Source organism: Bacillus sp. GM2 (assembly GCF_056155945.1).
Genome location: NZ_JBRKSZ010000007.1, coordinates 297,838 through 323,054, shown reverse-complemented (window position 1 = coordinate 323,054; position 25,217 = coordinate 297,838). Strand labels below are relative to the sequence as shown.

General features: G+C 46.3%; 23 protein-coding genes and 1 pseudogene. 6 read left to right on the top strand and 18 right to left on the bottom strand.

Features of this window, described 5'->3' with window-relative positions; genetic code table 11:
* Positions 1–25: 25 nt before the first annotated feature.
* The 6 genes from esaA to ACVC9U_RS02495 all read right to left on the bottom strand — a co-directional run bounded on the left by esaA (position 26) and on the right by ACVC9U_RS02495 (position 11,271).
* On the bottom strand, positions 26–3,064 hold the full coding sequence (gene esaA / locus ACVC9U_RS02520; protein WP_075751293.1) for a type VII secretion protein EsaA: 3,039 nt from the start codon (positions 3,062–3,064) through the stop codon (positions 26–28).
* Positions 3,061–7,545: a type VII secretion protein EssC gene (gene essC, locus ACVC9U_RS02515; protein ID WP_441390096.1), complete on the bottom strand. Its 4,485-nt coding sequence runs from the start codon at positions 7,543–7,545 to the stop codon at positions 3,061–3,063. Before essC ends, esaA begins: the two co-directional genes overlap by 4 nt.
* Positions 7,546–7,581: 36 nt before the next feature.
* The gene (essB, locus tag ACVC9U_RS02510) at positions 7,582–8,898 is read right to left on the bottom strand and encodes a type VII secretion protein EssB (RefSeq protein WP_075751295.1); all 1,317 of its coding nucleotides are present in this window, start codon (positions 8,896–8,898) and stop codon (positions 7,582–7,584) included.
* 14 nt (positions 8,899–8,912) lie between these two features.
* Entirely contained in the window at positions 8,913–9,152 is a 240-nt protein-coding gene (gene yukD / locus ACVC9U_RS02505) for an ESX secretion system protein YukD (protein WP_020452810.1), read from the bottom strand.
* Positions 9,153–9,232: 80 nt separating this feature from the next.
* Positions 9,233–9,529, bottom strand: coding sequence for a WXG100 family type VII secretion target (locus ACVC9U_RS02500; RefSeq protein WP_003184900.1), 297 nt, complete (start codon positions 9,527–9,529; stop codon positions 9,233–9,235).
* Between the two features lie 332 nt (positions 9,530–9,861).
* On the bottom strand, positions 9,862–11,271 hold the full coding sequence (locus ACVC9U_RS02495) for an alanine/glycine:cation symporter family protein (RefSeq protein ID WP_075751296.1): 1,410 nt from the start codon (positions 11,269–11,271) through the stop codon (positions 9,862–9,864).
* Positions 11,272–11,453: 182 nt separating this feature from the next.
* Here ACVC9U_RS02495 and ACVC9U_RS02490 point away from each other — a divergent pair, with 182 nt between their 5' ends.
* Both ACVC9U_RS02490 and ald read left to right on the top strand, forming a co-directional pair.
* On the top strand, positions 11,454–12,692 hold the full coding sequence (locus ACVC9U_RS02490; RefSeq protein WP_048350244.1) for a PucR family transcriptional regulator: 1,239 nt from the start codon (positions 11,454–11,456) through the stop codon (positions 12,690–12,692).
* A gap of 110 nt (positions 12,693–12,802) precedes the next feature.
* A complete protein-coding gene (ald, locus tag ACVC9U_RS02485) occupies positions 12,803–13,942 on the top strand; it encodes an alanine dehydrogenase (protein WP_441390095.1) in 1,140 nt (379 codons plus the stop codon).
* A 52-nt stretch (positions 13,943–13,994) separates the two neighbouring features.
* On the opposite strand, the gene ACVC9U_RS02480 is transcribed toward ald, so the two are convergent.
* Together ACVC9U_RS02480 and ACVC9U_RS02475 are read right to left on the bottom strand one after the other, a co-directional pair.
* On the bottom strand, positions 13,995–14,237 hold the full coding sequence (locus ACVC9U_RS02480) for a hypothetical protein (RefSeq protein WP_075751298.1): 243 nt from the start codon (positions 14,235–14,237) through the stop codon (positions 13,995–13,997).
* Between the two features lie 14 nt (positions 14,238–14,251).
* Positions 14,252–14,845 (bottom strand): sulfite oxidase-like oxidoreductase, encoded by a 594-nt coding sequence (locus ACVC9U_RS02475; RefSeq protein ID WP_441390094.1) that lies wholly within the window; start codon positions 14,843–14,845, stop codon positions 14,252–14,254.
* A gap of 103 nt (positions 14,846–14,948) precedes the next feature.
* Here ACVC9U_RS02475 and ACVC9U_RS02470 point away from each other — a divergent pair, with 103 nt between their 5' ends.
* On the top strand, positions 14,949–15,545 hold the full coding sequence (locus ACVC9U_RS02470) for a biotin transporter BioY (RefSeq protein ID WP_020452815.1): 597 nt from the start codon (positions 14,949–14,951) through the stop codon (positions 15,543–15,545).
* A 78-nt stretch (positions 15,546–15,623) separates the two neighbouring features.
* Here ACVC9U_RS02470 and ACVC9U_RS02465 read toward each other — a convergent pair whose 3' ends face one another.
* Both ACVC9U_RS02465 and ACVC9U_RS02460 read right to left on the bottom strand, forming a co-directional pair.
* Entirely contained in the window at positions 15,624–16,952 is a 1,329-nt protein-coding gene (locus ACVC9U_RS02465) for a Na+/H+ antiporter family protein (RefSeq protein ID WP_441390093.1), read from the bottom strand.
* 152 nt (positions 16,953–17,104) lie between these two features.
* Positions 17,105–18,595, bottom strand: coding sequence for a leucyl aminopeptidase (locus ACVC9U_RS02460; protein WP_075751301.1), 1,491 nt, complete (start codon positions 18,593–18,595; stop codon positions 17,105–17,107).
* A gap of 165 nt (positions 18,596–18,760) precedes the next feature.
* Here ACVC9U_RS02460 and ACVC9U_RS02455 point away from each other — a divergent pair, with 165 nt between their 5' ends.
* Positions 18,761–19,237 carry a divergent PAP2 family protein gene (locus tag ACVC9U_RS02455; protein ID WP_003184918.1) on the top strand — a complete coding sequence of 159 codons (477 nt, stop codon included), beginning with the start codon at positions 18,761–18,763 and terminating at the stop codon, positions 19,235–19,237.
* A gap of 42 nt (positions 19,238–19,279) precedes the next feature.
* On the opposite strand, the gene ACVC9U_RS02450 is transcribed toward ACVC9U_RS02455, so the two are convergent.
* The 4 genes from ACVC9U_RS02450 to ACVC9U_RS02435 all read right to left on the bottom strand — a co-directional run bounded on the left by ACVC9U_RS02450 (position 19,280) and on the right by ACVC9U_RS02435 (position 22,011).
* Complete coding sequence (locus tag ACVC9U_RS02450; RefSeq protein WP_441391213.1) at positions 19,280–19,945, bottom strand: 3D domain-containing protein; 666 nt, start codon at positions 19,943–19,945, stop codon at positions 19,280–19,282.
* Positions 19,946–20,079: 134 nt separating this feature from the next.
* On the bottom strand, positions 20,080–20,400 hold the full coding sequence (locus ACVC9U_RS02445; RefSeq protein WP_011198260.1) for a YuiB family protein: 321 nt from the start codon (positions 20,398–20,400) through the stop codon (positions 20,080–20,082).
* A 74-nt stretch (positions 20,401–20,474) separates the two neighbouring features.
* Positions 20,475–20,603 (bottom strand): YuiA family protein, encoded by a 129-nt coding sequence (locus ACVC9U_RS02440; protein WP_003184925.1) that lies wholly within the window; start codon positions 20,601–20,603, stop codon positions 20,475–20,477.
* A gap of 190 nt (positions 20,604–20,793) precedes the next feature.
* Positions 20,794–22,011, bottom strand: coding sequence for an NAD(P)/FAD-dependent oxidoreductase (locus ACVC9U_RS02435; RefSeq protein WP_165688675.1), 1,218 nt, complete (start codon positions 22,009–22,011; stop codon positions 20,794–20,796).
* Between the two features lie 357 nt (positions 22,012–22,368).
* Here ACVC9U_RS02435 and yumC point away from each other — a divergent pair, with 357 nt between their 5' ends.
* Positions 22,369–23,367, top strand: coding sequence for a ferredoxin--NADP reductase 2 (gene yumC, locus ACVC9U_RS02430; RefSeq protein WP_020452821.1), 999 nt, complete (start codon positions 22,369–22,371; stop codon positions 23,365–23,367).
* A 34-nt stretch (positions 23,368–23,401) separates the two neighbouring features.
* On the opposite strand, the gene ACVC9U_RS02425 is transcribed toward yumC, so the two are convergent.
* Entirely contained in the window at positions 23,402–23,602 is a 201-nt protein-coding gene (locus ACVC9U_RS02425; protein ID WP_020452822.1) for a hypothetical protein, read from the bottom strand.
* A gap of 142 nt (positions 23,603–23,744) precedes the next feature.
* Here ACVC9U_RS02425 and ACVC9U_RS02420 point away from each other — a divergent pair, with 142 nt between their 5' ends.
* Complete coding sequence (locus tag ACVC9U_RS02420; protein ID WP_020452823.1) at positions 23,745–23,969, top strand: cold-shock protein; 225 nt, start codon at positions 23,745–23,747, stop codon at positions 23,967–23,969.
* Positions 23,970–24,073: 104 nt separating this feature from the next.
* Here the strand turns inward: ACVC9U_RS02420 and ACVC9U_RS02415 are convergent, their stop codons facing one another.
* From ACVC9U_RS02415 to ACVC9U_RS02405, 3 genes and pseudogenes are all read right to left on the bottom strand, one after another.
* On the bottom strand, positions 24,074–24,553 hold the full coding sequence (locus ACVC9U_RS02415; protein WP_059231507.1) for a GNAT family N-acetyltransferase: 480 nt from the start codon (positions 24,551–24,553) through the stop codon (positions 24,074–24,076).
* Between the two features lie 102 nt (positions 24,554–24,655).
* A pseudogene (locus tag ACVC9U_RS02410) lies at positions 24,656–24,748 on the bottom strand (iron-sulfur cluster assembly accessory protein); the annotation flags it as partial.
* Between the two features lie 198 nt (positions 24,749–24,946).
* Positions 24,947–25,195 (bottom strand): hypothetical protein, encoded by a 249-nt coding sequence (locus tag ACVC9U_RS02405; RefSeq protein WP_069500735.1) that lies wholly within the window; start codon positions 25,193–25,195, stop codon positions 24,947–24,949.
* Between the last annotated feature and the right edge of the window lie 22 nt (positions 25,196–25,217).

Below are 25,217 nucleotides of genomic sequence, written 5' to 3'. Positions count from 1 at the left end.
GATCCCCTTCTTTCCCCATTTCGCATTAAGCATCATGGTCAGTCTCGCTTTCTTCTGTTCTTGATTTTGCAAAATCGATAATAAAAGGAACAGCAATCGCGATGATCGTGATTAAAATTAATGCTCCGATTCCGAGTGCAAACTGGCTTCCAGTTCCGTACTGAATCGACATATATACGGCTGATACCGGATTGTTAAAGCTGAAATTCGGCATCGCCAAGTCAAGCAGCGGCGCTACATAGAACAGCACCATAGCGGCTGTTGCGATTCCGCCTGCAATCGATCCCAGCATAAACGCCGTCCGGATGATGGCTGAACTTGCGACCAGCAGCAAGATCGTAAAGACCGACCACATGACGGCCTGATCGTCTGCGAGTGAGTAAATGTTCAAACCGAACAGGCTGATCATCAGTCCGACAATAATATTCAAAATGCCAAACAGCGCGCCTCTGACTAAGAGCGGAGCATTTTGATAATGGTGGCTGAAATATCCGATCAGCAAGCTGGAAAGCATCACAATCACGAGAATGACGACCGGCGGTACGTTTTGCGCTTTCGACTCTGGAACATCCCCGCTGATTTTCACCGGACTTGCCAGATGATCGTATACATATCCGTCGTTTCCTCCGAACGCATTGCCGAGAATGCCGTACACGTCTCCGCGGATCAGTTTTGTCGTCGCGACATTTTGACCCCAGTTTGAATTCAGGGTATCCGCTTTTTTCTGAACATCGTTTACACTTTCCTGAATATTGCCCGTGTACTCGATGACGCCTGATTGCGTTTCCGACAAGGAACCGAGCATGTTAGACAGCTGCAAAATGTCATTTCCAAGCGTATCCTGCATGCTGATGACCATCGTTCCATCTGTCGCGTCTCCCTGCATGACCGCCGTTCCGGCGCCTTCCGGATTGCGCAGCTGTTCAGATACGGCATTTGCTCGTTCTGAAATGTTGCTGAGCTCATTCAGCACGTCGGTCTGCTTCTCATTAATGAAATCGCCGTAGCTTTTGACGAAATCGGTCATGTCTGTTGTGTAATTTTCAATGTCTTCATTTGTAGACAGCATGTTATTTTTTAAATTGCTCCATTTTTCCGCTTCGGTTTCACCGATTTTAAGGACGGTATCCACACTGTCTTTTTTCGCGGAGATGACATTGTTCTTAATTGAATAATCTACTGATCCGTATAGCGTTGTTCTATATACAGACAACGTATTATGATATCTAAGAAGGTCGCGGACATCTCTTGTATTGATTTTAGAAGCAAAAGCCTCTTTTAATGCTTCTTTTCTCTCAGCACCCATCGGGTAGCTTAATATCTCGTTTTCAAGCGTTTCGATTTGGCTGTAAATCGTCTTAAAGTCTTCATTCTGGCTCTCTTCAAGCTTTGTAATTCGCCCGTTCAGCTTTTCGATATTTTGATTTAAGTCTTTAATCGTATTCGTTAATTCAGCGACTTTATCATCAAATTTTTCTAGCTGTTTTTTCAACTCTTCATTATGCGTTTCCTGTTTTTCGCGAAGATCTGTTTCCACCTTTTCAATTCTAGCGGCGGCTTCATTGAGCTGTGCTTTTAACTTGGCAATTTCGTCATCAGGCTCGTCTCCCGGGTTCTCCGTTTGGCCGTCTTCGCCCGTTCCCTTATCGCCATCATCAGCAGCAGAAGTTGTTCCGTCCTGCTGACCGTTTTCCCCGGTTTCAGGAGAAGGTTCTTGACCTTGATTCGGCTCTCCGGCAGATGGGTCTTTATCTCCTGAATTGTCGCCATCATTCCCTGAGGAATCCTTTAGCCCGTCCGATAATTCTTTTAGATCAGCCGCAATGCTCTTCAATTCATCTTGCTGTTCTTGAAGATCAATTTTTAAATCTTTCGGCTGTTCTTCGTCGTCATTTTGATCTTCATCATCGTTATCTTGATCATCACCAGGATTTGTGGTTCCTGGATCTTCCTGTGGAACGGTTAACACTGAGCGCCTCTCTATTAATTTAGGTTGCAGCACGCTCAGATTATAGCTTCTCGTTTGGGCCTGATACTCATCGATCAACTCACTCTCGATAGTCTTAATACCGTCTATTTGGATCGGTACCTGTTCTTCCCGCGTCGTTTGCAGGTACTTAAAAGAGTTCGCGGTCAGGCCGAATTGATTTTGCAAACCGTTGAATGAAGCGGCCATGCCGCTCATTTGTTCATTGAAACGGCTCGTGGCGCTGGACTGCTTTTCCTTAATGACCGTAAGGCCGTCTTGGATCTGGCCTTCACTGTCCGCTTGTGCAGCCATCAGCAGTTCCGACTGCTTTTCTTGATATTGTTTGTACTGATTGACGTTGTCGACGAAGCTGTCCAATTGTTTTTTGGATTCTTCGACGCTTGCGTTGCGCTCTTTTGATGTGCCTTCTGTTTCATTGATCGACTCTTTCAGTCTGTCGATCATCTCTTTTTGTCTCTCTACTTCGCCAGCTAAATTGTTGGAGCTCGGCTTGTAAAAATTGTACATCGCGTTTTGGAACTCTGATTCTTTGTTTACGATGCTGTCAAACTCTTTTCTGACCTTTTTGACTCCCTGTTTGACAAAGCGCCAGTACAGGGAAGACATTTTTTTGCTCACCGTTTTTTGCGCGTCTTGAAGTTCGCGCTGGACTTTTTCCTTGTTGACGGCGTCAAGCTGGTCCTGAATTTTGAATTCCAGCTCCGCTTTTTGCGGACGCTCATGGTTGTAGCTTAAAATGTTTTGCGAAAAGTCCGACGGAATGTAGACAATCGCATCGTATTGCTTCTCCGAAAGTCCGCTTTCTGCTGCGCTCCGGTTGACGACCGTCCATTTATAGTCCGGACGGTCAACCAGGGAAGCCGAGATTTCGTTCCCCAGCAGCGCATCTTCATCAACGGTTCCGTCATCTTTCAAAATGCCGGTATCTTCATTGACGACAGCGATTTCCCTTGTCGCGTTCGATACCTTTTTCGTCGGGTTCTCACCGATGAAATGAAAGAACAAGACGGGCAGCAAGATGACCGTGACGATGGCGCTGATAATTTTCAGCGTGCTTTTTTGTTGTTCCGTCATTTCGTTTTCTTCCTTTCTACGGCACATAAAGGAATTTGAATTTTCCTCTCTTTGCCGTTTTCAACGATATAGCCAAAGCCCGGGAGAATTTCCGGCTCCTGGCGTTCATATGGGAGCTGAATCAAGTTCTGCTCGGATTTTTTCATCAATAGCATGGCGTGTCTGACCTGCTTGACTTCGCTTGTCAGCGAATCATAGCCTTTTGTGAACTCGCTGTGGTTTCCTGCAGGTATAAAGTGGAAGCCTAAATGGGCGTATGACTTCATAAACATCGCCATTTTGTCCTGAATCGATGCGTCGATCGTCTGCTGGAACCGTGAAAGTCCGTCGACGATAAAGACCATCGGTGAAAAATCAAGGTTGGCGATTTCGCCTTGTTTAACGGCTTCCAAATACATCGCTTCTCTTGTCCGGCAAATTTCTTCCGTCTCAGCCAGCCAGAGCATAATGTCGTCTTTTGTTTCAAGATAGCTGATATGATCCTCTGTCGCATATTGAGAAAGCCCTCTGTCTATCGAATCAAACACGGCAATTTTTTTCGTGTCATGGTCAAGCAGGTGCTCGAGCATGATCTTGATGACGTTTGTTTTTCCGCGCTGCGTCTGACCCATGATGAGGCAGTGCTTATTTTTCTCAAGGTTAAAGTATACGGGTTCGACAGATTCTTCATCGAGCCCCATTGGAATAAGGCCTCTTTCAGGCTGCAGCGGATAATCTCTCACAAACTGCGTGACGGAAAGCTCGAGCGGCAGCATCGGCACAGGCGCCGGCTTTCTCATGCCTTCCGAGCGTTCTGCGATCGCCTGAATGTCGGCTTTGATCCCTTCAAACAGCTCGATATCGTTGTCCGCTTCCACAGGCATAAACATTTGTGCGAAGTATTGGTTTTCTTTATTGATAATGACGCGTCCAGGGATCGGTTCAAGGCTGAATTCCGGCCTTCCGATGATCGAATATGCTTCAGACTGATCCATCAGGTAGTGGACAACCCTCGTTTTCAGGTTGTTCAAGAGCGACTGTCTGATCGCATTGACCCTTGTCGCGGTCAGGATTAAATAAATTCCAAGCGACTGGCCGTCGCGTGAAAACTGGATAAATTCGCTTTCAAGTTCATGCATTTCGTCTTTAATGATGTCAAAGTTGTCGACCGTTATGAAAATAAACGGCAGCTTTTCCTCATTCAGCGCATTGTACATCTTGATATGGCTGATTTCTTTTGCACGGAAGAGATTTTTCCGGTGCTCGATTTCCGCCTTGATCCGGACCATGAATTTCTCGATTTTTCTCGTTTGGTCCATCAGGAAATAATCCGCGGTATGCGGAAGCCTTGCAAGCGGAAGCAGTGTTCCGTTGCCAAAGTCGAAAATGTAGTAATGCAATTCTTCCGGTGTATATTGTTCGGCAAAGCTCATCATGAACGTCATGGCGGTCAGGGATTTTCCGTAGCCTGACGAACCGACGATGCCGATATTGCCGTCATCCATCATGCGATAGCTGATCGGCTCCTGGCTTTGCTTTTCAGGTTCATCGATATAAGCAAAGTTAAAGGCATCCGCTTCCTCAGACGGGTAGCGCGTTTTAGGTATGCGCTCTTCAAGCGGCGGCAGCCAAGGGCTCGGAAGCTTCTCGATTCCCATTTCCGCTTGAATCCGTTCAATTTGTTCGACGACGGCGGAAATTTCCGTCACGGCCTCTTTTTTCGCCGTATGATCGGCATCAACATCTGACAAAGGAATTAACCCGGTGTCTGTGACGATCGCCACTTCATCCTCTGTGCCGTAGCCGTCCTCCATGTAAGGGGCGCCGCTCCATGCAGACTGGAACAGTTCATACACCTCATTGTTGCCGACTTGCAAATAACCGCGGCCCGTTACCGTGATGGTAGACGCATCCCCGTTTTTAAGGATTTCTTTACTGTCATTCGCATCCTGAACCTTCAAGGCGACCTTGAATCTGGAGTTGCTCCAAATCTGGTCGTCGATGATGCCGCCCGGCTTTTGCGTCGCCAAGATTAAGTGCACCCCAAGGCTTCGGCCGATCCTTGCCGTGCTGACAAGCTCGCGGATAAATTCCGGTTCTTCGCTTTTCAGCTCGGCAAATTCGTCTGAAATTAAGAAAAGGTGCGGCATCGCCGTTTTCGCTTTTTTCTGTTTGTAAAGCTTTGTATAGTCATTGATATGGTTGACTTTGTACTGGTCAAAGAGCCGCTGCCTTTTCTTCAGCTCGCTCTTAATGGACGCCAGCGCCCGGTTGCTGAAGTTCTTGCTGCCTTCAATGTTAGTAATCGTTCCGAGCAGATGCGGAATGTTCCGGAACGGCTGCGCCATTCCGCCCCCTTTGTAGTCGATTAACAAAAATGCGACTTCATGCGGGTGAAAGTGAACGGCCAAAGACAAAATATAAGTCTGCAAAAATTCACTTTTACCCGAACCGGTCGTTCCGGCAAGCAGCCCGTGGGGGCCGTGTGCTTTTTCGTGAAGGTTCAAATAGACAATGTCGTCTTTTCCTTTATAGCCGATCGGTACGGCCAAAGATTTGGCCGATTCGCTTGTCAGCCATTTTTGGCCGATTCCGATGTCATCGACTTCCTTCACTTGGAACAGTTCGAGAAATGATACGGTATCAGGAATCGAATTCGTCATGCCCGTCTGGTGGTCAAGCGTTCTCAGCGTCCGGGAAAACAGTTCATTGTCTTCCCTGTTGTGGTGATCCAGCTGAAACGGGATCTGGACGGCTTTCTTTTGCTTGATCAAAATGTCGCCTTCCTGTTCAGTAATATAACGAACAAGGGTATGAATGTTTTCGGACAGGCTTTCTTTCGTCTCTGCCGCCACGATTGTCGACACTCCGAGGTTTTTCTGCTTGCCTTCCAAATATTCTAAAATGACGTGTTCTGCGATGAGCTGCTGATTTGTGATGATAAACACAAAGTGCGGCTTGTACAATGTTTTCTTTTTATTTTCATCTAAATCCCGTTCTCTCAATATCTCATATATGCTTGAAAGGAGCTGATCTCTCGTCTGTTCGTTGTAAATAAACCCTTTCGCATAAATATGAGGCATCTGAAAATGCGGGAGCCACTTCATCCATTCCCATTCTTGATACTCGGCTTCGTCAAAAATAAAGACAAAGCGCAAATCATGATAGCTGTGGAAAAATGCGAGCTGGCCGACAAGCTGATGAATTTCATTTTTGACGACGGACAATTTTCCGACGACGCCCATCGGGCCTTCGGCGAGATTCACGGTGATCGGCGCATTTTTCAGCTCTCTGTAGACCTCTTCCATTTTTTGCGTTTGTTCGAGGAGATGGTCTGTATCGCGATTGGCCAAATCTCCGCCGTTCAAATTGATTTGGTATGAAGATGCAACATTTCCCGTTCCAAGGCGGATTTGCAGAAAATCGGCGCTTTCAATCGATTTTTCCCAAATCCGTCCGCTGATCTCCTTTGTTAAATATTTCATTCTCTCAAATGTAGGAAAATGGAAATCAAGGACGAACTTTTGCCTTTCTGCAAGTTCATGCAGCTCTTTCTTTTTGTTTTCAAGGTAAAGGGTGTAGACCCGCTCTCTTTTTTCTTCTCTTTTTTTACGCTGATTTTTATCGCGGAAGTACTGCACGGTTGACGTAATCAGCGTCATCATAAACATCGCAAGGGAGACGATGATAAAGATTCCCCGCGGCTGAATGAGCGCCACGATCCCCATGACGAGCAGCATGACGATCGGAGGCAGAATCATCAGCCATAAGCCTCTGTTGTCTCCGTCGCTTTCCTGTGCCGGGAAGCTGAAGGATATCTTTTCATCCGGCAGGTCGTAAATCATTCTCGGCGGCCTGCGGTATTGCGGATATTTATTTTTTGTCTCGGAGCTCGGCTTGAGAATGTTCTCCAAAGACGTATCATACTGCCCGAACCCCTCGATTTCCAAGAGATCATCTTCAACGATGCGAAGAATATTCAGTCCAAATGCGATTTCGTCTCCATTTTGCACGGAGACCGAAGCGGACACTTCTTCTCCGTTCAAATAAATTTTGGCGCCATTCGGCAGGACATTCCATCGCCCGTCGAGGCGGATGAAGGAGAATGTACCTTTTTCTCCAAAGAATGAATCCGTTTCATGGAAATAAACATCCGCTTCTTGATCGAGGGAAGAAATGACGACTTCCTGCCTCTCTCCCAAATAGTGGGCGGGAACGCTGTCGGATTCTTCGGCTAAAAAAAGCGTCAGCTGTTCAGCGCCGCTTTGGACGGACGCCTTTCCGCCAAGCTTTAAAGAAGAAACAGTCTCCCCTCCCAGCTGCACGTTGAAAGCGTCTGAGTCCTTCTGCTTTTCCAGTACCACCGGGCCTTTTTCAAACGAAAAATGCTTGATCGTGACAGAATGTTTCAAATCCGGCCCGATTGTGAGCGTGCGGCTGTTCTGATCATCCAGTTTTATTTTTTGATAGTTTTTATGATAAAAAATCCATAACAGACTCATTTCTCCGCCTCCTGCCAACAACAGGTGTTTTCGCTTTTATTTATCATCTTTTTTCTTTTTGTCTTCCTTTTCTTTATTTTCTTTTTTCGCCTGCTCTTGCTCGGCCTTCTCCTTTTCAGCCTTTGCGGCCTCTACGTCCGCCTGGCTTTGCTCGGTGTTTGCCTGCTGGTTTTCATCAGTTTTAGCTTTCTGTTCATCTGCTGTCCGCTTCAATTCTTCAAGTTCTTTTTCGAGCGGTTCCAGCTGTTTCTGCCTCTCATCACTGGACAATTTATCATCAGCTTTAATGTCATCTGTATATTTCATAAGTGCCAACATAATCTGTGCATTGTTTTCCAGCTTACGGGCCGTCTCAAGCGCTTCTTTATTGGCGCCGCGTCCGATCTGAATCCAGTAAAGGAAGTTATTCGGATCGACTTGAAGCGTCAGGCTCTTCATAGCATCTTCCTGTAAATCCGCTTCCTTCAGTACATTGTCAACGATGATATACGAATAAGCAAGCTGATATTGAACAGAATCAGGCATCTCGCCGGCATCATATTTATCAAGCGTACTGATGACTTTGCTGTACTGTTTATTTAAGAAGTAGCGGTTGCTTTCGATAAACGCCTGCTGTTTCGGTTGTGCAAAGAATAATGAGTAGAAGGAAAATAAAACAGCCGGTATTAAGCATAAAATAAGTCCTAACCCTATGTACCTTTGAATCTTCCATTTCTTCTTCGGAAGATGGACAAGCGTTTTTTCTTCGGCATCCAGTTCATCGATCCTCTTTTGAATGACGGCTTTCAAATCGCCGTACGTCCCGCTTGTGATGATGTCTTTTACCTGATCTGAAAACTTGATGGTTTCGCTGTATTTTAAATACTCTTCAAAAGTAAACTGCCCGTCGACAGCAAGCGCAGCGGCCGCTTTCACTTCATTGAAAAGTCTTTCTTCGTCGTGTTCATATGGCGGAATGCTTTCTTTCACTCCATAATGTAAAAATTTAGGTGTTAACCCTTTATCAAAAACAATGTTTTCAGGCGCAGCGATCAGGTGCAGCCTTTTAATTGAATGTTCTTCAACGGCTTTCACGAGCTGGTACGCAAAAAGCCATTTGCTTTTTTTATTTTTTCCTTTTATATAACGAAATTCTTTATATTCGGAAGGAGGCTGAATCAAAATTTGGACTTCATCATCGGTCATGACGGTTTCTTTATTAAAGGAAGGATCGACTTCTTTAATGACGTTTGCTTCCAAGCCGTTCACAAGATTGATCTTTTCTCTTTGAAAACGAAAGATATATGCACCGTCTTCTTTCGTCATGACGGCCTCTAATTGGTCTTCGAGATACGTTTTCTTTTTCTCTGCCATTCATCCAGATCCTTTCATAAAATTTCCAGGCGGTCACCTGTCGTAATTCCGCATTGCGATAATGTATATTCGCCTGAAAAAACGGCATCTTTATTTGTCACCCTTACCCAGTAGCCTTCCCGGGGAGGTACCGGTATGCTTTTGGCTTGCCACGCGATGTCGATTACCTTTTTAACAGAATGGTAATCCGACAGTCTGAGGTCAAAGGCGCTGCCGTCATAATGTTTTAAATCGATGGTAATGTCAACATACACCAGTTCATCACCTCTCAATAGAAAAAGCGCCGTCATCTTCTTTTGAATTAGGCGCTTCTCTCATTCTTCTAATCTGTAAATTAGCCGCGGATTTGGCTAGCGATGTCTTGGTCAGTGCTTTCAAGAGTGTTAGCAGTCTGATGAAGCTGTTTAGAAACGTCGCTTAGAAGTTCAGCCATTTTAATAAAAGAAGGTCTTAGCTCTTGATATTGCTCTGAGAACGCACGGCTTGATTCACCTTCCCACATATCTTGAAGCTGGTTGATCATTTGATCAAGACGCTGATTGACCTGTTCAGTCACATCTCCGCTTTCTTTTTGATATCTGTCAGCCATTTGCCGCAATTCAGCCGGCGTAACACGAATGATTCCTGACATATTCCTTATACCTCCTGCGCTATTCGCCCTAGATATGGGCTAAATAACTTATTTTTTTGAACGCTTTTATTATAAAAACAAGATTGAGGCACAGTCAAACAAATCTGTTGTTATTTTACAAAATGAGTCTAAAGGTTTATCATTCCTCTATTTCCACCCAGCAAAAATTATAGAAATCTAGTAAAAATATCTCAATTTTCTTCTTTCGGAACATTTGAATCAAATGGCATGGTTCTGTATACCCACTTGAGTCTGAAGTGTTTCCATAGGATAAAGGAAGGATTGCATAAGCGCAAAAAAGCCCGCCTCTAAGAGAGGCAGGCTTGTCTCGATCAGCCCGCTTTCAAGCCGGCTGACTTTTGTTTTTCCTTATTATAATGGTGCAAAAAGAAATCGTCAGTTTCCGCCCGAATGACTTTCCATAAGAGCACAAGGGCGATCAAGTTCGGGATCATCATTAATGCGTTTGCCGCGTCGGCAAAAGCCCATACAGTATTGAGGCTTGCGACTGCACCGTAATATGCAGCAATGACATAAACGACACGGTAAACCGGCACCCATTTTAAACCAACTAAATATTCCAGACATTTTTCTCCATATACATACCAACCGACAATGGTTGAGTAGCCAAAGAAAATCACCGAAAACGTAACGATGTATTTGCCCGCGGCTCCCAGCGAAGAAGCAAACGCGGCGTTTGTCAGCGCGCCGGCATCAAGCGATGTATCATGGGCAACACCAGAAAGCAGACCGCCTGAAGGATCCCAGAATCCCGTGATAATGAGGACGAGTCCGGTCATTGTACATACGATCAATGTAACGATGAAAGTTCCCGTCATCGCAACCAAAGCGGCCTTGACGGGGTGATCGGATTTCGCGTTTCCTGCGATTAAAGCAGCGGTACCAAGACCCGCTTCATTTGAAAAGATTCCTTTCGACATTCCGTTTCTGATCGCCTCAGACACGACCACACCAGTAAAGCCCCCCGCGGCTGACACCGGGTTGAAGGCGTGATAAAAAATCAGCTGGAACGCCGGAATGATTTGATCATAATGAAGGAAAATAATGATCAGTGAGCCGCCGATATAAAGTATCGCCATGACCGGCACAAAAATGCTCGCAACCGTGCTGACACGCTGAAAACCGCCGAAGATGATCGCAGCCGTCAATACTGCGAGCACAAGGCCGATGATCCAGCCGGGAATCCCGAAGCTGTGTGTAACGACTTCCGAAATCGTGTTGGACTGGACGGAATCCCCGATTCCAAAAGAGGCAAGCACACCTGACAAGGCAAATAAAACGGCAAGCGGCTTCCACTTCTTCCCGAGCCCTTTTTCGACATAGTACATCGGCCCGCCCGAATATTCGCCCCGCTCATTTTTGACGCGGTATTTCGTGGCGAGCAATGCTTCGCTGTATTTCGTAGCCATCCCTAAAAGACCGACGAGCCACATCCAAAACAAAGCCCCCGGACCTCCAACCGTAATCGCCGTGGCTACACCGGCAATATTCCCGTTTCCGATCGTTCCGGCAAGCGTCGTCATCAGCGCCTTGAAATTGCTGACATCACCGTCTGCTCCGGCTGATTCTTTCTCTTTCCCGAATGCAAGTTTGAATGCATATATCAATCTTTTAAATTGAAGTCCCCGCAGGATGAACGTCAGAAATAAACCGGTTCCCACAAGCAGTATGATGCCCGGGACTCCCCATAAAAAGCCGTTGATTTTCTCTAGAATCGCCAATGTTCCTACTCCTCTTATTTCAGAATAATTAAATTTGGTTTAATACATCGCCGTGTTTATGAAAAATAATAAATCATCAGCGACTTTTTTGTTGATTTTAACAAACAACTATATTCATAATAAAAGTAAGATGGGTATATGTCAAAATTTTTTCATGCAAACATAAAAAGTAGGGGTTTTTTATGAACAATCGAAACAATCCTTTTAAATATCAATATGACCGTTTAGAAGATGTGGCAGATCATATCAGCGAGGTGCTGGATTGTCCGATTACGATAGAAGACATCAATCACCGCCTCCTTGCTTACAGCACCCACAGCGACTACACGGACCCGGCGAGAACGTCAACAATCATCGGAAGGCGCGTGCCGGAAAAAGTCATCAACAAGCTTTGGAAGGATGGAACGATTCCCGCCTTGATGAAAACCGACGAACCGATCAGGGTCGAGCAAATCGATGAAGTCGGCTTGTCGAGCCGCGTGGCGATATCAATCTGGAAAAACAGCGAGGTTATCGGTTTTATCTGGGCGCTGGAAAGCCAAAAAACGCTGTCGGAAGACGAGCTTCACCTTTTGAAGCTGGCCGCGGATTCCGTAAAGAACAAGCTGCTGCCTTATCAAGTCCGAAAAAGAAAAAATGAACAGCGCAGTCAGGAATTTTTCTGGAAGCTTTTGACCGGGCACATTTCGGAAGATCAGGAAATCTCCGACGGCTTTCACCAGCTTGGTATCGGAGTTCCTTCAACTTATTCGGTCATCATCATCCGGCTGAAAGACGAAATCGAAGAAAAAACCGAAAAGCAGCTCCATTACTTGCTGGAAACGACGCAGCAGGTGCAAATCCTTCTGGCTACTATCGACTATAATGAGCTGATTGTCCTCGCTTCGCCAAAAACGGGGCAAAAAGGGCAGCCGTTCAATGATTTAAAGCAATTTGCCGCAAATATACAAAAGCAGCTTGAAGAGCGCTATAAACTGAATAACTGCACGATCGCGATCGGCGGAATGTACAGCTTGATCACCCTTGTGCACCAGTCTTATCAGGAAGCGCTCTCGGCGCTGAAGGTCAAGGAGCGTTTTCCCGATGAGACAAGGCAGCTCGTCAGCTTTTCAGAGCTCGGCATCTATCAGTATCTCGACGTGCTAAGCGAAAAACGGAAACATGCAAGCTATCCAAACTATTCTTTAATGCAGCTTGAAGCATATGATAAAGAGCACCACTCCAATCTTGTCGAGACGCTTGAACAGTTCATCGAATGCGACAGCAACGTCAACACCGCCGCAAAAAAGCTGAACATTCACGTCAACACGCTGAATTACAGGCTGAAACGCATCAGCAAAATCGCCGAAATCGATTTAAAGAACATCAATGAAAAATTTACGATTTATCTTGAAATCAAGCTTCGCAACATGCATTTGTGAAATTCCACAAATGCATGTTTTTTTATTTTTCGATTCAAACAAAGAAAATTCTAAAAAGTCAGTATAAACTAAAGCAACAGCATTTTTACAGAAAAAGGAGGAATGATCGGATGATTATCGGCGTACCGAAAGAAATCAAAAACAATGAAAACCGTGTTGCCTTGACTCCCGGTGCGGCTTCTCAATTGATCGCGGCAGGACACCGCGTCATCATGGAAAAAGACGCGGGGACTGGAAGCGGGTTTGAAAATGAGGATTACGTCTCAGTCGGAGCGGAGATCTCCGAACAGGCGAAAGCCGTCTGGGAAGCGGCTGATATGGTGATGAAAGTCAAAGAGCCGCTCCCTGAAGAATACCCGTATTTTAGAGAAGGTCTCATCTTGTTCACCTATCTGCATCTGGCCGCAGAGCCTTCCCTGGCTGAAGCATTAAAGCAAAAAGGCGTGACAGCCATTGCCTATGAAACGGTCAGCGACGGCCGCTCCCTTCCTTTGCTGACGCCGATGTCAGAGGTAGCCGGGCGGATGGCCGCTCAAATCGGCGCGCAGTTCCTTGAAAAGCCGAAAGGCGGAAAAGGCATACTACTGGCCGGTGTACCCGGAGTCGCGCGCGGGAAAGTGACGATCATCGGCGGAGGCGTTGTCGGCACAAATGCGGCAAAAATCGCGGCGGGCCTCGGAGCCGATGTGACGATGATCGATTTAAGCGCGGAACGTCTGCGCCAGCTTGATGATCAATTCGGCAACCAAATCAAAACATTGATGTCCAATCCGGTCAACATCACCGATGCCGTAGCGGAAGCCGACCTCCTCATCTGCGCGGTTCTGATCCCGGGTGCCAAAGCGCCGACTTTAGTGACGGAAGAGATAGTCAAACAGATGAAACCGGGCTCTGTGATCGTTGACGTCGCAATCGATCAAGGCGGCATCGTCGAGACGGTGGATCACATCACAACCCACGACAATCCGACCTATGTCAAACACGGAATCGTCCATTACGCCGTTGCCAACATGCCGGGCGCCGTTCCGCGGACATCCACAGTCGCACTGACGAATGTAACGGTTCCGTACGCGCTTGAAATCGCAAATAAGGGCGCGGAAAAAGCGATACTTGAAAACCGAGCGCTAAAAGCCGGCGTAAACACAGCAAACGGCCATATCACTTATGAAGCCGTAGCCAGGGACTTAAACTATGATTACGTTCCGGCAGAGCTTGCGATCGAAAATTCGTCGTCAGCTGCCGGCGCCTAGCATCAAAAAGACAGAGCCTCAGGAAATATCTCCGAGACTCTGTCTTTTCCTATTATTCCGTTTTTCGCCAATCCTGAAACAACTTTGCCGCGATTGCAGAAACAGGGATCGCCGCAAACAGAACGATTCCCCACAGCGTCCTGTTTGAGGAATCGCAGGCTGCGGCAAACAGCAGCAAAACCGCCGCAGCTGTCAGCGCTAATAAAACAGCAAAAGCCTTTTTCTTGAATGATGCGATAAAAAGCCAAAAACAGACGGTCAGCATGAAAAATATGAGCAGCTGTACGAAAAACATTTCATTCTCCCCCGCTAATCAAAGCTGTACTTTTCTTCTTTCCAAGGATTTCCCCTCATATGGTAGCCGTTTTTCTCCCAAAAGCCCGGATGGTTTTCCTTTGTAAACTGAATGCCCCTCAGCCATTTGGCGCTTTTCCAAAAATACAGATGCGGCATGACCGCTCTTAGCGGAAAACCGTGCTCCGGTGTGAGCGGGGCGCCGTTGTGGGAATGAGCCAAAAGAGACGAATCCTTTAAAAAGTCTTCGAGCGGAACATTCGTCGTCCAGCCTTCCTCTGCATGCAAGATGACAAATTTGGCTTCGGGAAGCGGCTTTACTCTTTCAACGATCTCCTTTGTTTTGATCCCTTCCCAGACATTATCGAGCCTGGACCAGCCTGTTACACAATGAATATCATTGGACACTTCGCTCTGCGGCATGTCATGCAGATCATTCAAAGACAGCAGGAGCGGCTGTTCGACAAGTCCGTAGACTTGCAAATTCCATTTTGAGAGGTCTTTGTATTCCGGAACATCGCCTGCATGAAGAACAGGAAAAGATGTCGTGACATTTTGGTTTGGAGGCACCCTGTCGGACTTGTGCGGTTTTGTTTTTCCAAAAAACACGAAAGAACCCCCTTTGTTAACTTTGTTTAAAAAGTGGTTGACAAACTATTTTACGATCTCTTACGATAAGGTTGTGTTGAATCACTGAGGAGGAACAAAGATCATGAATAAAAAGAAACTTCGCGCCGCTGATATGGCGCTTGTCGGAATGTTTGCCGCCCTCATGGGGATCGGCGCTAATATCACTTCGTTTGCCCCGTTTCTGCAAATCGGCGGTATTCCGCTTACGATGCAGCCTTTCTTCTGTCTGCTTGCCGGGCTTCTGCTCGGCCGCAAATTAGGTGCGCTGTCCATGATCGTTTATGCGTTAGTCGGCTTTGTAGGCGCTCCTGTATTCGCTTCTTTTTCAGGCGGTATTTCCGTTCTTTTCAAAGGAAGCGCCGGATTTATTCTATCCTACATTCCTGCCGCATATGCCGCGGGCTGGATCACGGACAAAGTATCAGAACCGAGAACAGGCCACTTTTTCACAGCTTCATTGATCGGTACACTAATCATTTATCTGATTGGCGTCAATTATACGTATCTCGCGTTTTCAACTTGGCTCAATACACCGTTGTCTTATTCAGCCGTTTGGAAGATGATGACCTGGTTCTTCGTGAAAGACTTGGCATTCTCCGTTCTGCTCGCCGCGCTCGCCTCAAAGGTTTTCCGGGCGGTTCAAAAAGGCGCAGGCTTCAGAAGAAACCCGACCTATTGATTAAGAGCAGGCAGTGCGGTTCTCTTTTTATTTTAACAAACATAGAAAAAAATTCCCCTCAAAGTGAGGGGAATTTTTTTAAAGAACAATCGCCGCGATCCAGCCAAACAAAATCAGCGGAATATTATAAAAGATGAATGTCGGAACACAAGTGTCCCAAATGTGGTGGTGCTGTCCGTCTGCATTTAAGCCTGATGTCGGGCCAAGCGTGCTGTCGCTCGCAGGTGAACCGGCGTCCCCGAGAGCCGCCGCCGTCCCGATAATAGCGATGGTCGCCATCGGACTGAAGCCAAGCTGCATGCAAAGCGGCACAAATATCGTTGCGATAATCGGAATCGTCGCAAATGATGAACCGATCCCCATTGTGATCAATAAACCGACAATCAGCATCAGCAATGCACCGATCACTTGATTATTGTTGATGAAACCTGTTGACGCTTCAACAAGAGCTTTGACATCGCCCGTTTTCTCAAGCACATTGGCAAAACCAGCGGCGGCCAGCATCACAAATCCAATAAACGCCATCATGTTCATGCCGTTTGTGATCAATTCGTCCGCTTCGCCGCGCTTCATCGCTCCGCTTAAAAACAAGACTGTCAAACCGCTGAGCGCGCCGAAGATCATTCCGTCGACATCTAAACTCTGAGACAAATAAAGCTGTACGCTTAGTGATACAGCGATGGCCAAACCGGCAATCGAAAGGCTTTTTTTCGTATAAACCGCCGATTTTTGACCGGCGATTTCCTTCATTTCGTATGTGCGCGGTTTGCGGTACACAAAAACAGCGGCAGCCAAACCGGCAATCATCCCGGCGATCGGGATGATCATGGCGATCGGAATATCAGCCAATGTGACCGAAAGACCGGCGTCTTTCATATTGTCTTTCAAAATCCCCTGGAAAATCTGGCCGAAGCCGACGGGAAGCAAAATATACGGAGCTGTCAGTCCGAATGTCATCGCACACGCAATCAGGCGGCGGTCCACTTGCAGCTCATTCAAAATTTTCAATAACGGCGGAATTAAAACAGGGATAAATGCGATATGAACTGGAACGATATTTTGAGACATACAAGAAATGATTAAAATCACGAAGACGATCAGCGCTTTTGAAAGGGTTTTGCGCCTTGCATCGCCTTCTTTGCCGATCAGCTTGACAGCAGCTTCAACCATGGCATCAGGAAGACCCGTTTTCGTCAAAGCGACCGCAAATGCGCCGAGAAGCGCGTAACTGACAGCGACGGTTGCGTTCCCTCCGAGTCCTTCCGTGAATATGCTGACCGTCTGGCCGAGGCCGAGACCGCCCGTCAGACCTCCGGCAAGTGCGCCCACAATCAAGGCAAGAACAACATTGACCCGCAGCAGGCTTAATATAAGCATGACAATAACAGCAATCACAACTGCATTCATATTTGAAACCTCCGAACAAACGCTTTAGTTTGCTAATGTAGTAGATAATTAAAGTAATGAACGTATAGTACCACATATTTTATGAATGCGTCAATGAGGCTCCTCTGTATTTTCCATAAAAAAAATCCCCTTCTGTCAAAGGGGATAAAAGCCTACAATTGATCTGAAAACCGCTCGACAAACGTGACAAGCGTCCTTACCATCACGCCTGTTCCGCCTTTCGGTCCAAAGCATGAGCTTTGAGCTGTCGTTGCCGTTCCGGCGATGTCAAGGTGAACCCATGGCGTCCGCTCGGCGAATTCGCCGAGGAACGTTCCGGCCATAATCGCATGGCCTTCCCTGCCCGGTGAATTGTTAAGATCGGCCATTTGGCTGTTTTTCACTCTTTTTTTGTCTTTTTCTGTAATCGGAAGCTGCCAAATCGCTTCTCCCGCTTCTTCAGCCGCCTGTCTCACCTGCTGATAAAGCGGATCATGATTTGTCATCGCGCCCGTCGTTTCCGTTCCCAGAGCTACGACGACACCTCCGGTCAGTGTCGCGACATCGATCAACACGGAAGCTCCGTGGTGCTTCGCATATGTCAGTCCGTCAGCGAGCGCCAGCCTTCCTTCGGCGTCCGTATTCAAGATCTCAATCGTCTTGCCGCTCAAGGAAACGATGACATCGTCCGGCTTCATTGCGCTTCCCGAAATCATGTTATCAGTCGACGGGATCACGGCAAGCACGTTTTGTTCCGGCCTTAATTCTCCGATGGCTTCCATCGCTCCCAAAACGCTGGCGGCTCCGCCCATATCTGACTTCATGCCGACAATGCCGCTCTTCGTCTTAATCGAATAGCCGCCGGTATCAAACGTGATCCCTTTGCCGACTAAACCGATGACATCATCCCATGTTTCTTTTCCCTGATATTTTAAGACGATCATTTTCGGCGGCTCTTCTGATCCTTGGTTGACCGCGAGGAGACCGCCCATCCCGAGCTCTTCCATTTCAGCCTTTTCGAGAATTTCACATTCAAATTCGTATTTTGCTGCCAATTCAGCGGCGTATGACGCGAGATCCGCCGCTGTCAGCATGTTCCCCGGCATGTTCACGAGGGTTCTCGCCGAATTCGTCGCATTTCCGTACACCTGCCCGACGTGCAAACTCGCCTGAATTTCTTTCAGGTCATGGTCTGTCAAAACATAGACGCTTTGCAGGCATTGATCAGGCACATTTGCTCTGTGCTTGTAATCCTGCACTTCATAGCATGACAGCATGCACGATTCAGCCAATGCATGCGCAGCGTCAGCGGCTGGGACCTCTTCAGATACGAAGCTGTCGAGCATGACGGTTAACTCCTGCTTTCGATCTTTGTGAATCTGCTGAACAGCTTCGGCAAAGCACTGCTTCGCATCCTCGAAGGTAAATTCCGCTTCACGGCCCAATCCGACGATATAGATGCGTTTGACTCCCTGAAGGGAAGGGGTAAATATTTTAGACACTTTCGTTTTTTTGGAAGATACATCCCCGTCTTTCAGCAGCTGAGAAAGCTGGCCGTCCAAAAGGCGGTCGATTTCTTCCGCCTTCCCGTACAGCCGGCTTTTTTTAAACAGTCCGATTAAAAGCGTTTCTTTTTTTTCGAAGTCTTTAAAGGCATAAAACATGCGTTCACAGCTCCTTATCAGCAAAGTGAGTAAAATTAAAACAACAATGTTATAATAGGAAAAACATTTTTTCCCGATGGGGTTTCATATCATATATTTTAGCAAATAACTGCGTGCTTTTCTGAATTCATCTCTATTTTCTTTATAGAAAGGATGTTCTGCAAAATGGAAATCCTCACAAACTTTCCTTTGCTGGCGAGCTTTGCCGCGATCTTTTTCGCTCAGTTTATCAAGGTTCCCATTTACTTTGTCGTCTCAAAAAAATGGGATTGGCGGCTTGTCACAAGCACGGGCGGAATGCCGAGTTCACACTCAGCGGCCGTCACGGCGCTCTCGACCGGTGTAGCTCTTGATCACGGGATGGATTCTTCTTTGTTCGCCGTTTCCGCAATATTTGCCGTTATTACGATGTTTGATGCAACCGGAGTGAGAAGACATGCCGGAGAACAAGCAACAGTGATCAACCGGCTTGTCCGCGATTTTAACCGCTTTGTCAACGAAGCGAAGGATTTCCCTAAAAGCCATCAGGAAGAAAAACAGAAAAAGCTGAAGGAACTGCTCGGCCATCAGCCGATTGAAGTGTTTTTCGGCGGCCTGACCGGCATTGCCCTGACGCTGCTTCTCGATTATTTATTGATGTAAAGCAAAAAAACGTTTAAGACGCCAGGTCTTAAACGTTTTTTCTTATTCTTTCGCCATTTTATATTTTTGTCTGAATACTTGCATCGATTTATTTTCATTCAGCTTCAGGAGATCCTCTTCGGTAATGGTGCCGTTTCCTTTTTTAATGACATAAACATCAAGTGTTTTTTTGCCCCATTCTTTATAAACATCCTCAACCGTCTCATAGTACAAATCGAGCCGGTTTCCCTTAATGGCTGATCCGGTATCCGCAACAACCCCATAGCCGTAGTCCGGGATGAACAATATCGTGCCGATCGGAAAGACCGACGGGTCGGCTGCAACGGTTGAATATAAATCTCTTTTTACTTTGACTCCCGAATATGCAATCCCGTAATCGGGATGATGAGGCTGTTTTCCCGTTGATTCAGCCCCTGCTGTATATCCGGTCGCGGTGACTTTTTGCTTCGGATACTTGCTCCAGTCAAACGCGTCTTCAAGCGATTTCGGTTTGTTTTTAATTTGTTCTGCGGCAGACAGAGACGTCTTTTCCGCTTTTTCTTCCGGAAGTGATTTAAAGGTGAGCATCAGCTGTTTCAAGGACAGATCGCGTTCTTTTGCCCAGCTGGATATATCCTGTGCCTCCACGCCTGAAACGGCAAAGAAGGTCGTCATAAAAGCAAGGACAAACAAAACTGTCATCAAGAAACGCCGGAACATAGTCATCACTTTTCTCAATTCTTCCACTCCTCTCACCATCTAGTTGTTTCCAAGTGGAAAAAGAAATATTCAGATGGCGGAAAAGTTTTGAGAAAAGTGAAAAAATTAACCGCAAAAAAACCCTCTCCCTTGAAGAAGAAGGCTTAAAACATTTGATATCCCCTTTTTCGCAGCGCTTTAATCGTAACGCCCGACAACAGGGCCCCGGCCATTCCGCTGGCTAAAATGATGATATCGGCAGCAGCCAATGAAGCCACTCTGTCAAAAAGGCCGGAAAATGCCTCTCCCGGCGCCTCTACATAGCGAATAAGCTTTTCTTTATTCACAATGAAAAGGCATACAATTGGATAAATGACAGCCATGATCCATGACATCCTGAGCAGCATATTCAGCAGAAAACCGATACCGAAAAACAGGACGAAAAATAAGACAACTGAAATGATGACAACTGGTAAACTAATCAAAGCCTCCACCCCCAATTCACCTCTTTTAGTGTACATTGGGGAAGGAACTTGAGTCAATCATTGGAAAGCGGCGATCAGCGGTCTTTTCCCGTTCCCTTGCAGTTGCTGCACGTTTCCGAACCGCCAAGCAGAAGCTGAAAATAGCCTTTTCCCGAACAGAAAGTACAGGTTGATTCAAGGCGATGGGTTGACGTCGTCTTCATTAGATACACACCTTTTTTCTTAATTTTCTGATAATATATCATGAACATTGTCAATAATAAAGTCAGAAAATATAACAGATCATTTGATGTAAGCGCTTAAAAGCTAAGCTTTCTTCCTTTTTCTTTCGTTTTTGAAGTTTTTAACCCCGAATAAAAAGCCCGCAGCTTCCGCTGCAGGCTTCGATTCCGCTTAGAAAAATTTAAACTTGCCTTTTTTCAGAACAAGTCCCGGCCCGCCGATCAGGAACAGCGAGCGGTTGTCGATGATTTTTTTCATCATGGACGCCGTCGTTCCCGTCATCTTTCTCCCGAATGCGACGCCGATTGCATCATGTTCGCCGAGAGAAGCGACAGAGCCTTTATTATCGAATGAGAACGTTTCCGTTTCTTTGCCGTGAATCAGTGCGGCCAAATTGTTTGCGCACGTTTCGCCCTGCTGCATGGAAATCTGCGCAGTCGGCGGATAAGGCCTTTCGGTTTCTTCATTTATGATCAGCGAGCAGTCTCCGATAACAAATATATCATCATGGCCTTCAACGCGCAGATCAGGCTTTACCTTCACACGGCCGCGCATGTTTTCAAAGCCTGATTCTTCTATGATCGGGTTGCCGCGGACACCTGCGGCCCATACGACAGTGCCTGCTTTGATTTCTTCGGTCTGATTGTCTTTTCCACAGATGATTCCGTCAGGCGTGCATTCTTTCACAGCCGTGCCGATTTTGAATTCAACGCCTTTTCCTTCAAGGTAGTTGACCGCATAATCGACAAGCTCCGGATCAAAGCCCGGGAGAACGGACGGCGCGGCTTCCACGCATATTAAACGAACCTGCTGGCGATCGATATCGTATTCGCGGCACAGCTCAGGAATGCGGTTGCCCAATTCGCCCAAAAATTCAATGCCGGTAAAACCCGCTCCTCCGACAACGATCGTCAGGCGTTCCGGGCGCTTCTCGGCTTCTGTGTTATACGTCGCAAACTGATATTCAATGTGCTCGCGAAGCTGCCGGGACGAGTTGATGTTTGAAATGGAGAAAGCATACTCTTTCAATCCAGAAATTCCGAAAGTTTCAGGGACGGCCCCCAGCGCTACGACAAGATAGTCGTAACTAAGCTCGCCGGTTTCAAGGACGACTTTCTTTCCTTCTTTATCGATTTTCTTTACCGTATCCTGAACGAAATTGACACGGGATGTATTGATGACGTCTTTAATCTGATAGCGGCATCTGTCATGATGAAGCGTACCTGCGCTCGCTTCGTGCATCCAGGTTGTCTCATAATGATAATTGTGCTTGTTGACAAGCGTAACATCCGCTTCATTGACGCCGATTTTTTTAACAAGTCTCGTAACGGTCATTAATCCACCATAACCTGCACCTAATACTACTACTTTTGGCTTATTCAACGGAATCACATCCACCTTTTCTGTATTTTACTGCTAAGCCGGATTAAAAATAGCCTTTGGGTTATCTTCTGCCGGCTTCAGGCTTTTTATGAAAAAAAGTTTGTGAAACCCTTCACTTTAATTTACCGAACAACGGAATGTTTTTCGGCTGTGCGTCGAAAAATATTCACGAATCTTTAACAAAATGTTCACAACTACATCATAGCCGCTCGCTTTTGCTTTTTCAAGATTAAATATGCTCGGGCGGCAGACTTTAGATCAGACGGTAATATTTTCCGATCTTAAAAAAACAGACGCGCTCGTATTTATTTTATGTGATATGATATAATTAAGAACAATTTTCATTTAGGGGGCATTATTTTCATGCGTGAAGACTCAAAAGTATATGACATTACAATTATCGGGGGCGGCCCTGTCGGCTTGTTTACCGCATTTTACGGCGGAATGCGGCAAGCGAGCGTCAAAATTATCGAAAGCCTGCCGCAGCTAGGCGGTCAGCTGTCCGCTTTGTATCCCGAAAAATACATATACGATGTAGCCGGGTTCCCTAAAATCCGCGCTCAGGAGCTGGTCGACAATTTAAAAGAGCAAATGGCGAAATTTGATCAGACCGTTTGTCTGGAACAAGCCGTCGAAAGCGTTGAAAAACAAGCAGACGGCATTTTCAAGCTCGTCACCAACAAAGAAATCCATTATTCTAAAACGGTGATTATTACAGCCGGAAACGGAGCATTCCAGCCGAGAAAGCTCGAGCTTGAATCTGCGGCACAATACGAGAATGCAAACCTTCATTACTTTATAGATGATCTGAATCAATTTGCGGGCAAACGCGTTGCGGTGTTGGGCGGCGGCGACTCCGCCGTCGACTGGGCGCTCATGCTGGAACCGATCGCTAAAGAGGTGTCAATTATTCATCGCCGCGATAAATTCCGCGCACATGAACACAGCGTCGAAAACCTGCACAATTCAAAAGTCAATGTGCTGACACCGTTTGTTCCGACCGAACTGATCGGCGCCGAGCGGATTGAACAGATCGTCATCGAGGAAGTGAAAGGCGAGAGAAAAGAAATCATCGAAGTCGACGATGTGATCGTCAACTTCGGCTTTGTTTCATCTCTCGGACCAATCAAAAACTGGGGGCTTGAAATCGAGAAAAATTCGATCGTCGTCAAGTCCACAATGGAAACGAACATCGAGGGATTCTATGCAGCCGGTGACATCTGCACATACGAAGGAAAAGTCAAGCTGATTGCCAGCGGATTTGGAGAAGCACCGACCGCTGTCAATAATGCAAAAGCTTACATGGATCCTAAAGCGCGCGTGCAGCCGCTGCACTCTACAAGCATGTTTGAAAACAAATAAAAATGAAAAGGAGCCTGACACCGGCTCCTTTTCATTATATGATATTCAAATATGAGAAGATCGTTCCCAAAATCAGCACAATCGTTAAGATACCGACCACTCCCGCCGCAGTCAAGACAATCCGGTCCGTAATTTTCTGTGCTTTTGGAAGCGGTTTTTCGCAGCCGCATGCTTCACAGACTTTTGAATCGTAAGGCGTAAGCCCGCCGCAGCTTCTGCAGTTGATTTTTTCCATGGTTGAACCCCTTTTCTTTACTGGGCTTGGACTCTAAATAAACCTGTCCAGTATAGAATAACAAATTGACGAATAGAATGTCTTAAGATTCACAAAATATTCTTAAATGAACTCCAAAAAACCCTTGTTAGGAAGTGACGATATGTCTTACTACAACAATCGCAATCAAGAGCCTTTGCCAAAGGAAGATATCAGTACGTGGGAATGTACCGCTGAGGACTGCAACGGATGGATGAGAAAAAATTTCACGAGCAGCGATCGCCCTCTATGCCCTCTGTGCAACAAGGAAATGGTAAGCGGAAGCCGCTATATCACCTCAATCACCAACAACACGAGCAATCTCAACCGAATCTTTAACCAGAAATAAACACGATTGTTCCGGAAGCCCCGTTGCAAAAACCTTGCTCAGCACTTGAGCGGGGTGGCTGCATTGCTTCCTTCCGGCATTTCCCGAGCGAAGCGGAAAACAGATTATGTTAAATCTTTTACCAAAAGAATCTCATCCCGAATCGGTATGCCGTTATCAGCGGCAAAGGGAATTTCAGGCTTTACTTTTCTTGCTTCTTCAACTGCGTTTACATACAGCTCGGCCATTGTATAGCCTCTCTTTTGATAAAACATAAACGCCCGCATATTATCGTTCGTCGTGATCAGTTTAATCGATTGACACTGTTTTCGCTTTGCAGCACGTTCCACTTCGTTTAAAAGGAGTGAGCCGATCCCTTTGTTTTCGGCAATACTGTCCAAGGAGACGACTTCACATTCGTTTCCGGCGATGAAGTACGTAATCAGACCTTTTATATCACCTTTATCATCTGTCACAGCGAATCCTTCCAATTCATCGCAGCGGAATGTTCCGTGTGAATTGACCATGTCCGGACTTCCCCAATGCTTATGAAAAAACGCGGTAACGTCCGCTTTTGACAAGCCGAGCGTTGATACGAGTTTCATTTCTTTCCCCCCAGATCATAATAAAACGCCTTTTCGTCACGATGATGCATCGCAATGAAAGGCGTTTTTCTCATTCCATATCGTTGACCTGATGCCAATATGTCAGCACTCTTCAGGCTTCCCTGCATTCACTGCGGTTCTGAATGATGATCCGCAGCCGCATGAAGCGATGGCATTTGGATTATCGATGGTGAATTGTCGATATTCCCAAATGTAGACCAAACGGTAACTTATCGCTCACTGAACCGATTTTCATACTCGTTTATTTTTTCGTTCTTACGTATTTAACGCATCGTGCATTGTTAACGTTATTATAAACGGTTCAGGTAATTCGGACAAGCGTTTTATTTCGAAAAAAAAGCGCCCCATCCGATTAAGGACGGGGCAGACGATCTATTCAGTTTTTCCGAAGCCTTTGACGTAGGTTAATAGATACGACAGTGCGATCAGTATGCTGCCTTGATATAACGGATGAATGATATCGGAAACAATCTCCATCATTCTAACCGGCTTCGGTGTTTCTCCGTCAGCAACGAATTGATTCGCGTTAAGATACAGGGTACCTTCGATGTTCGTCAATATACCGGCCACAATTACGATCCAGCCGAGAACAAACAATATTTTCGGAAATTTTTCTTTCATTGATATCCCGCCTTCATATTTG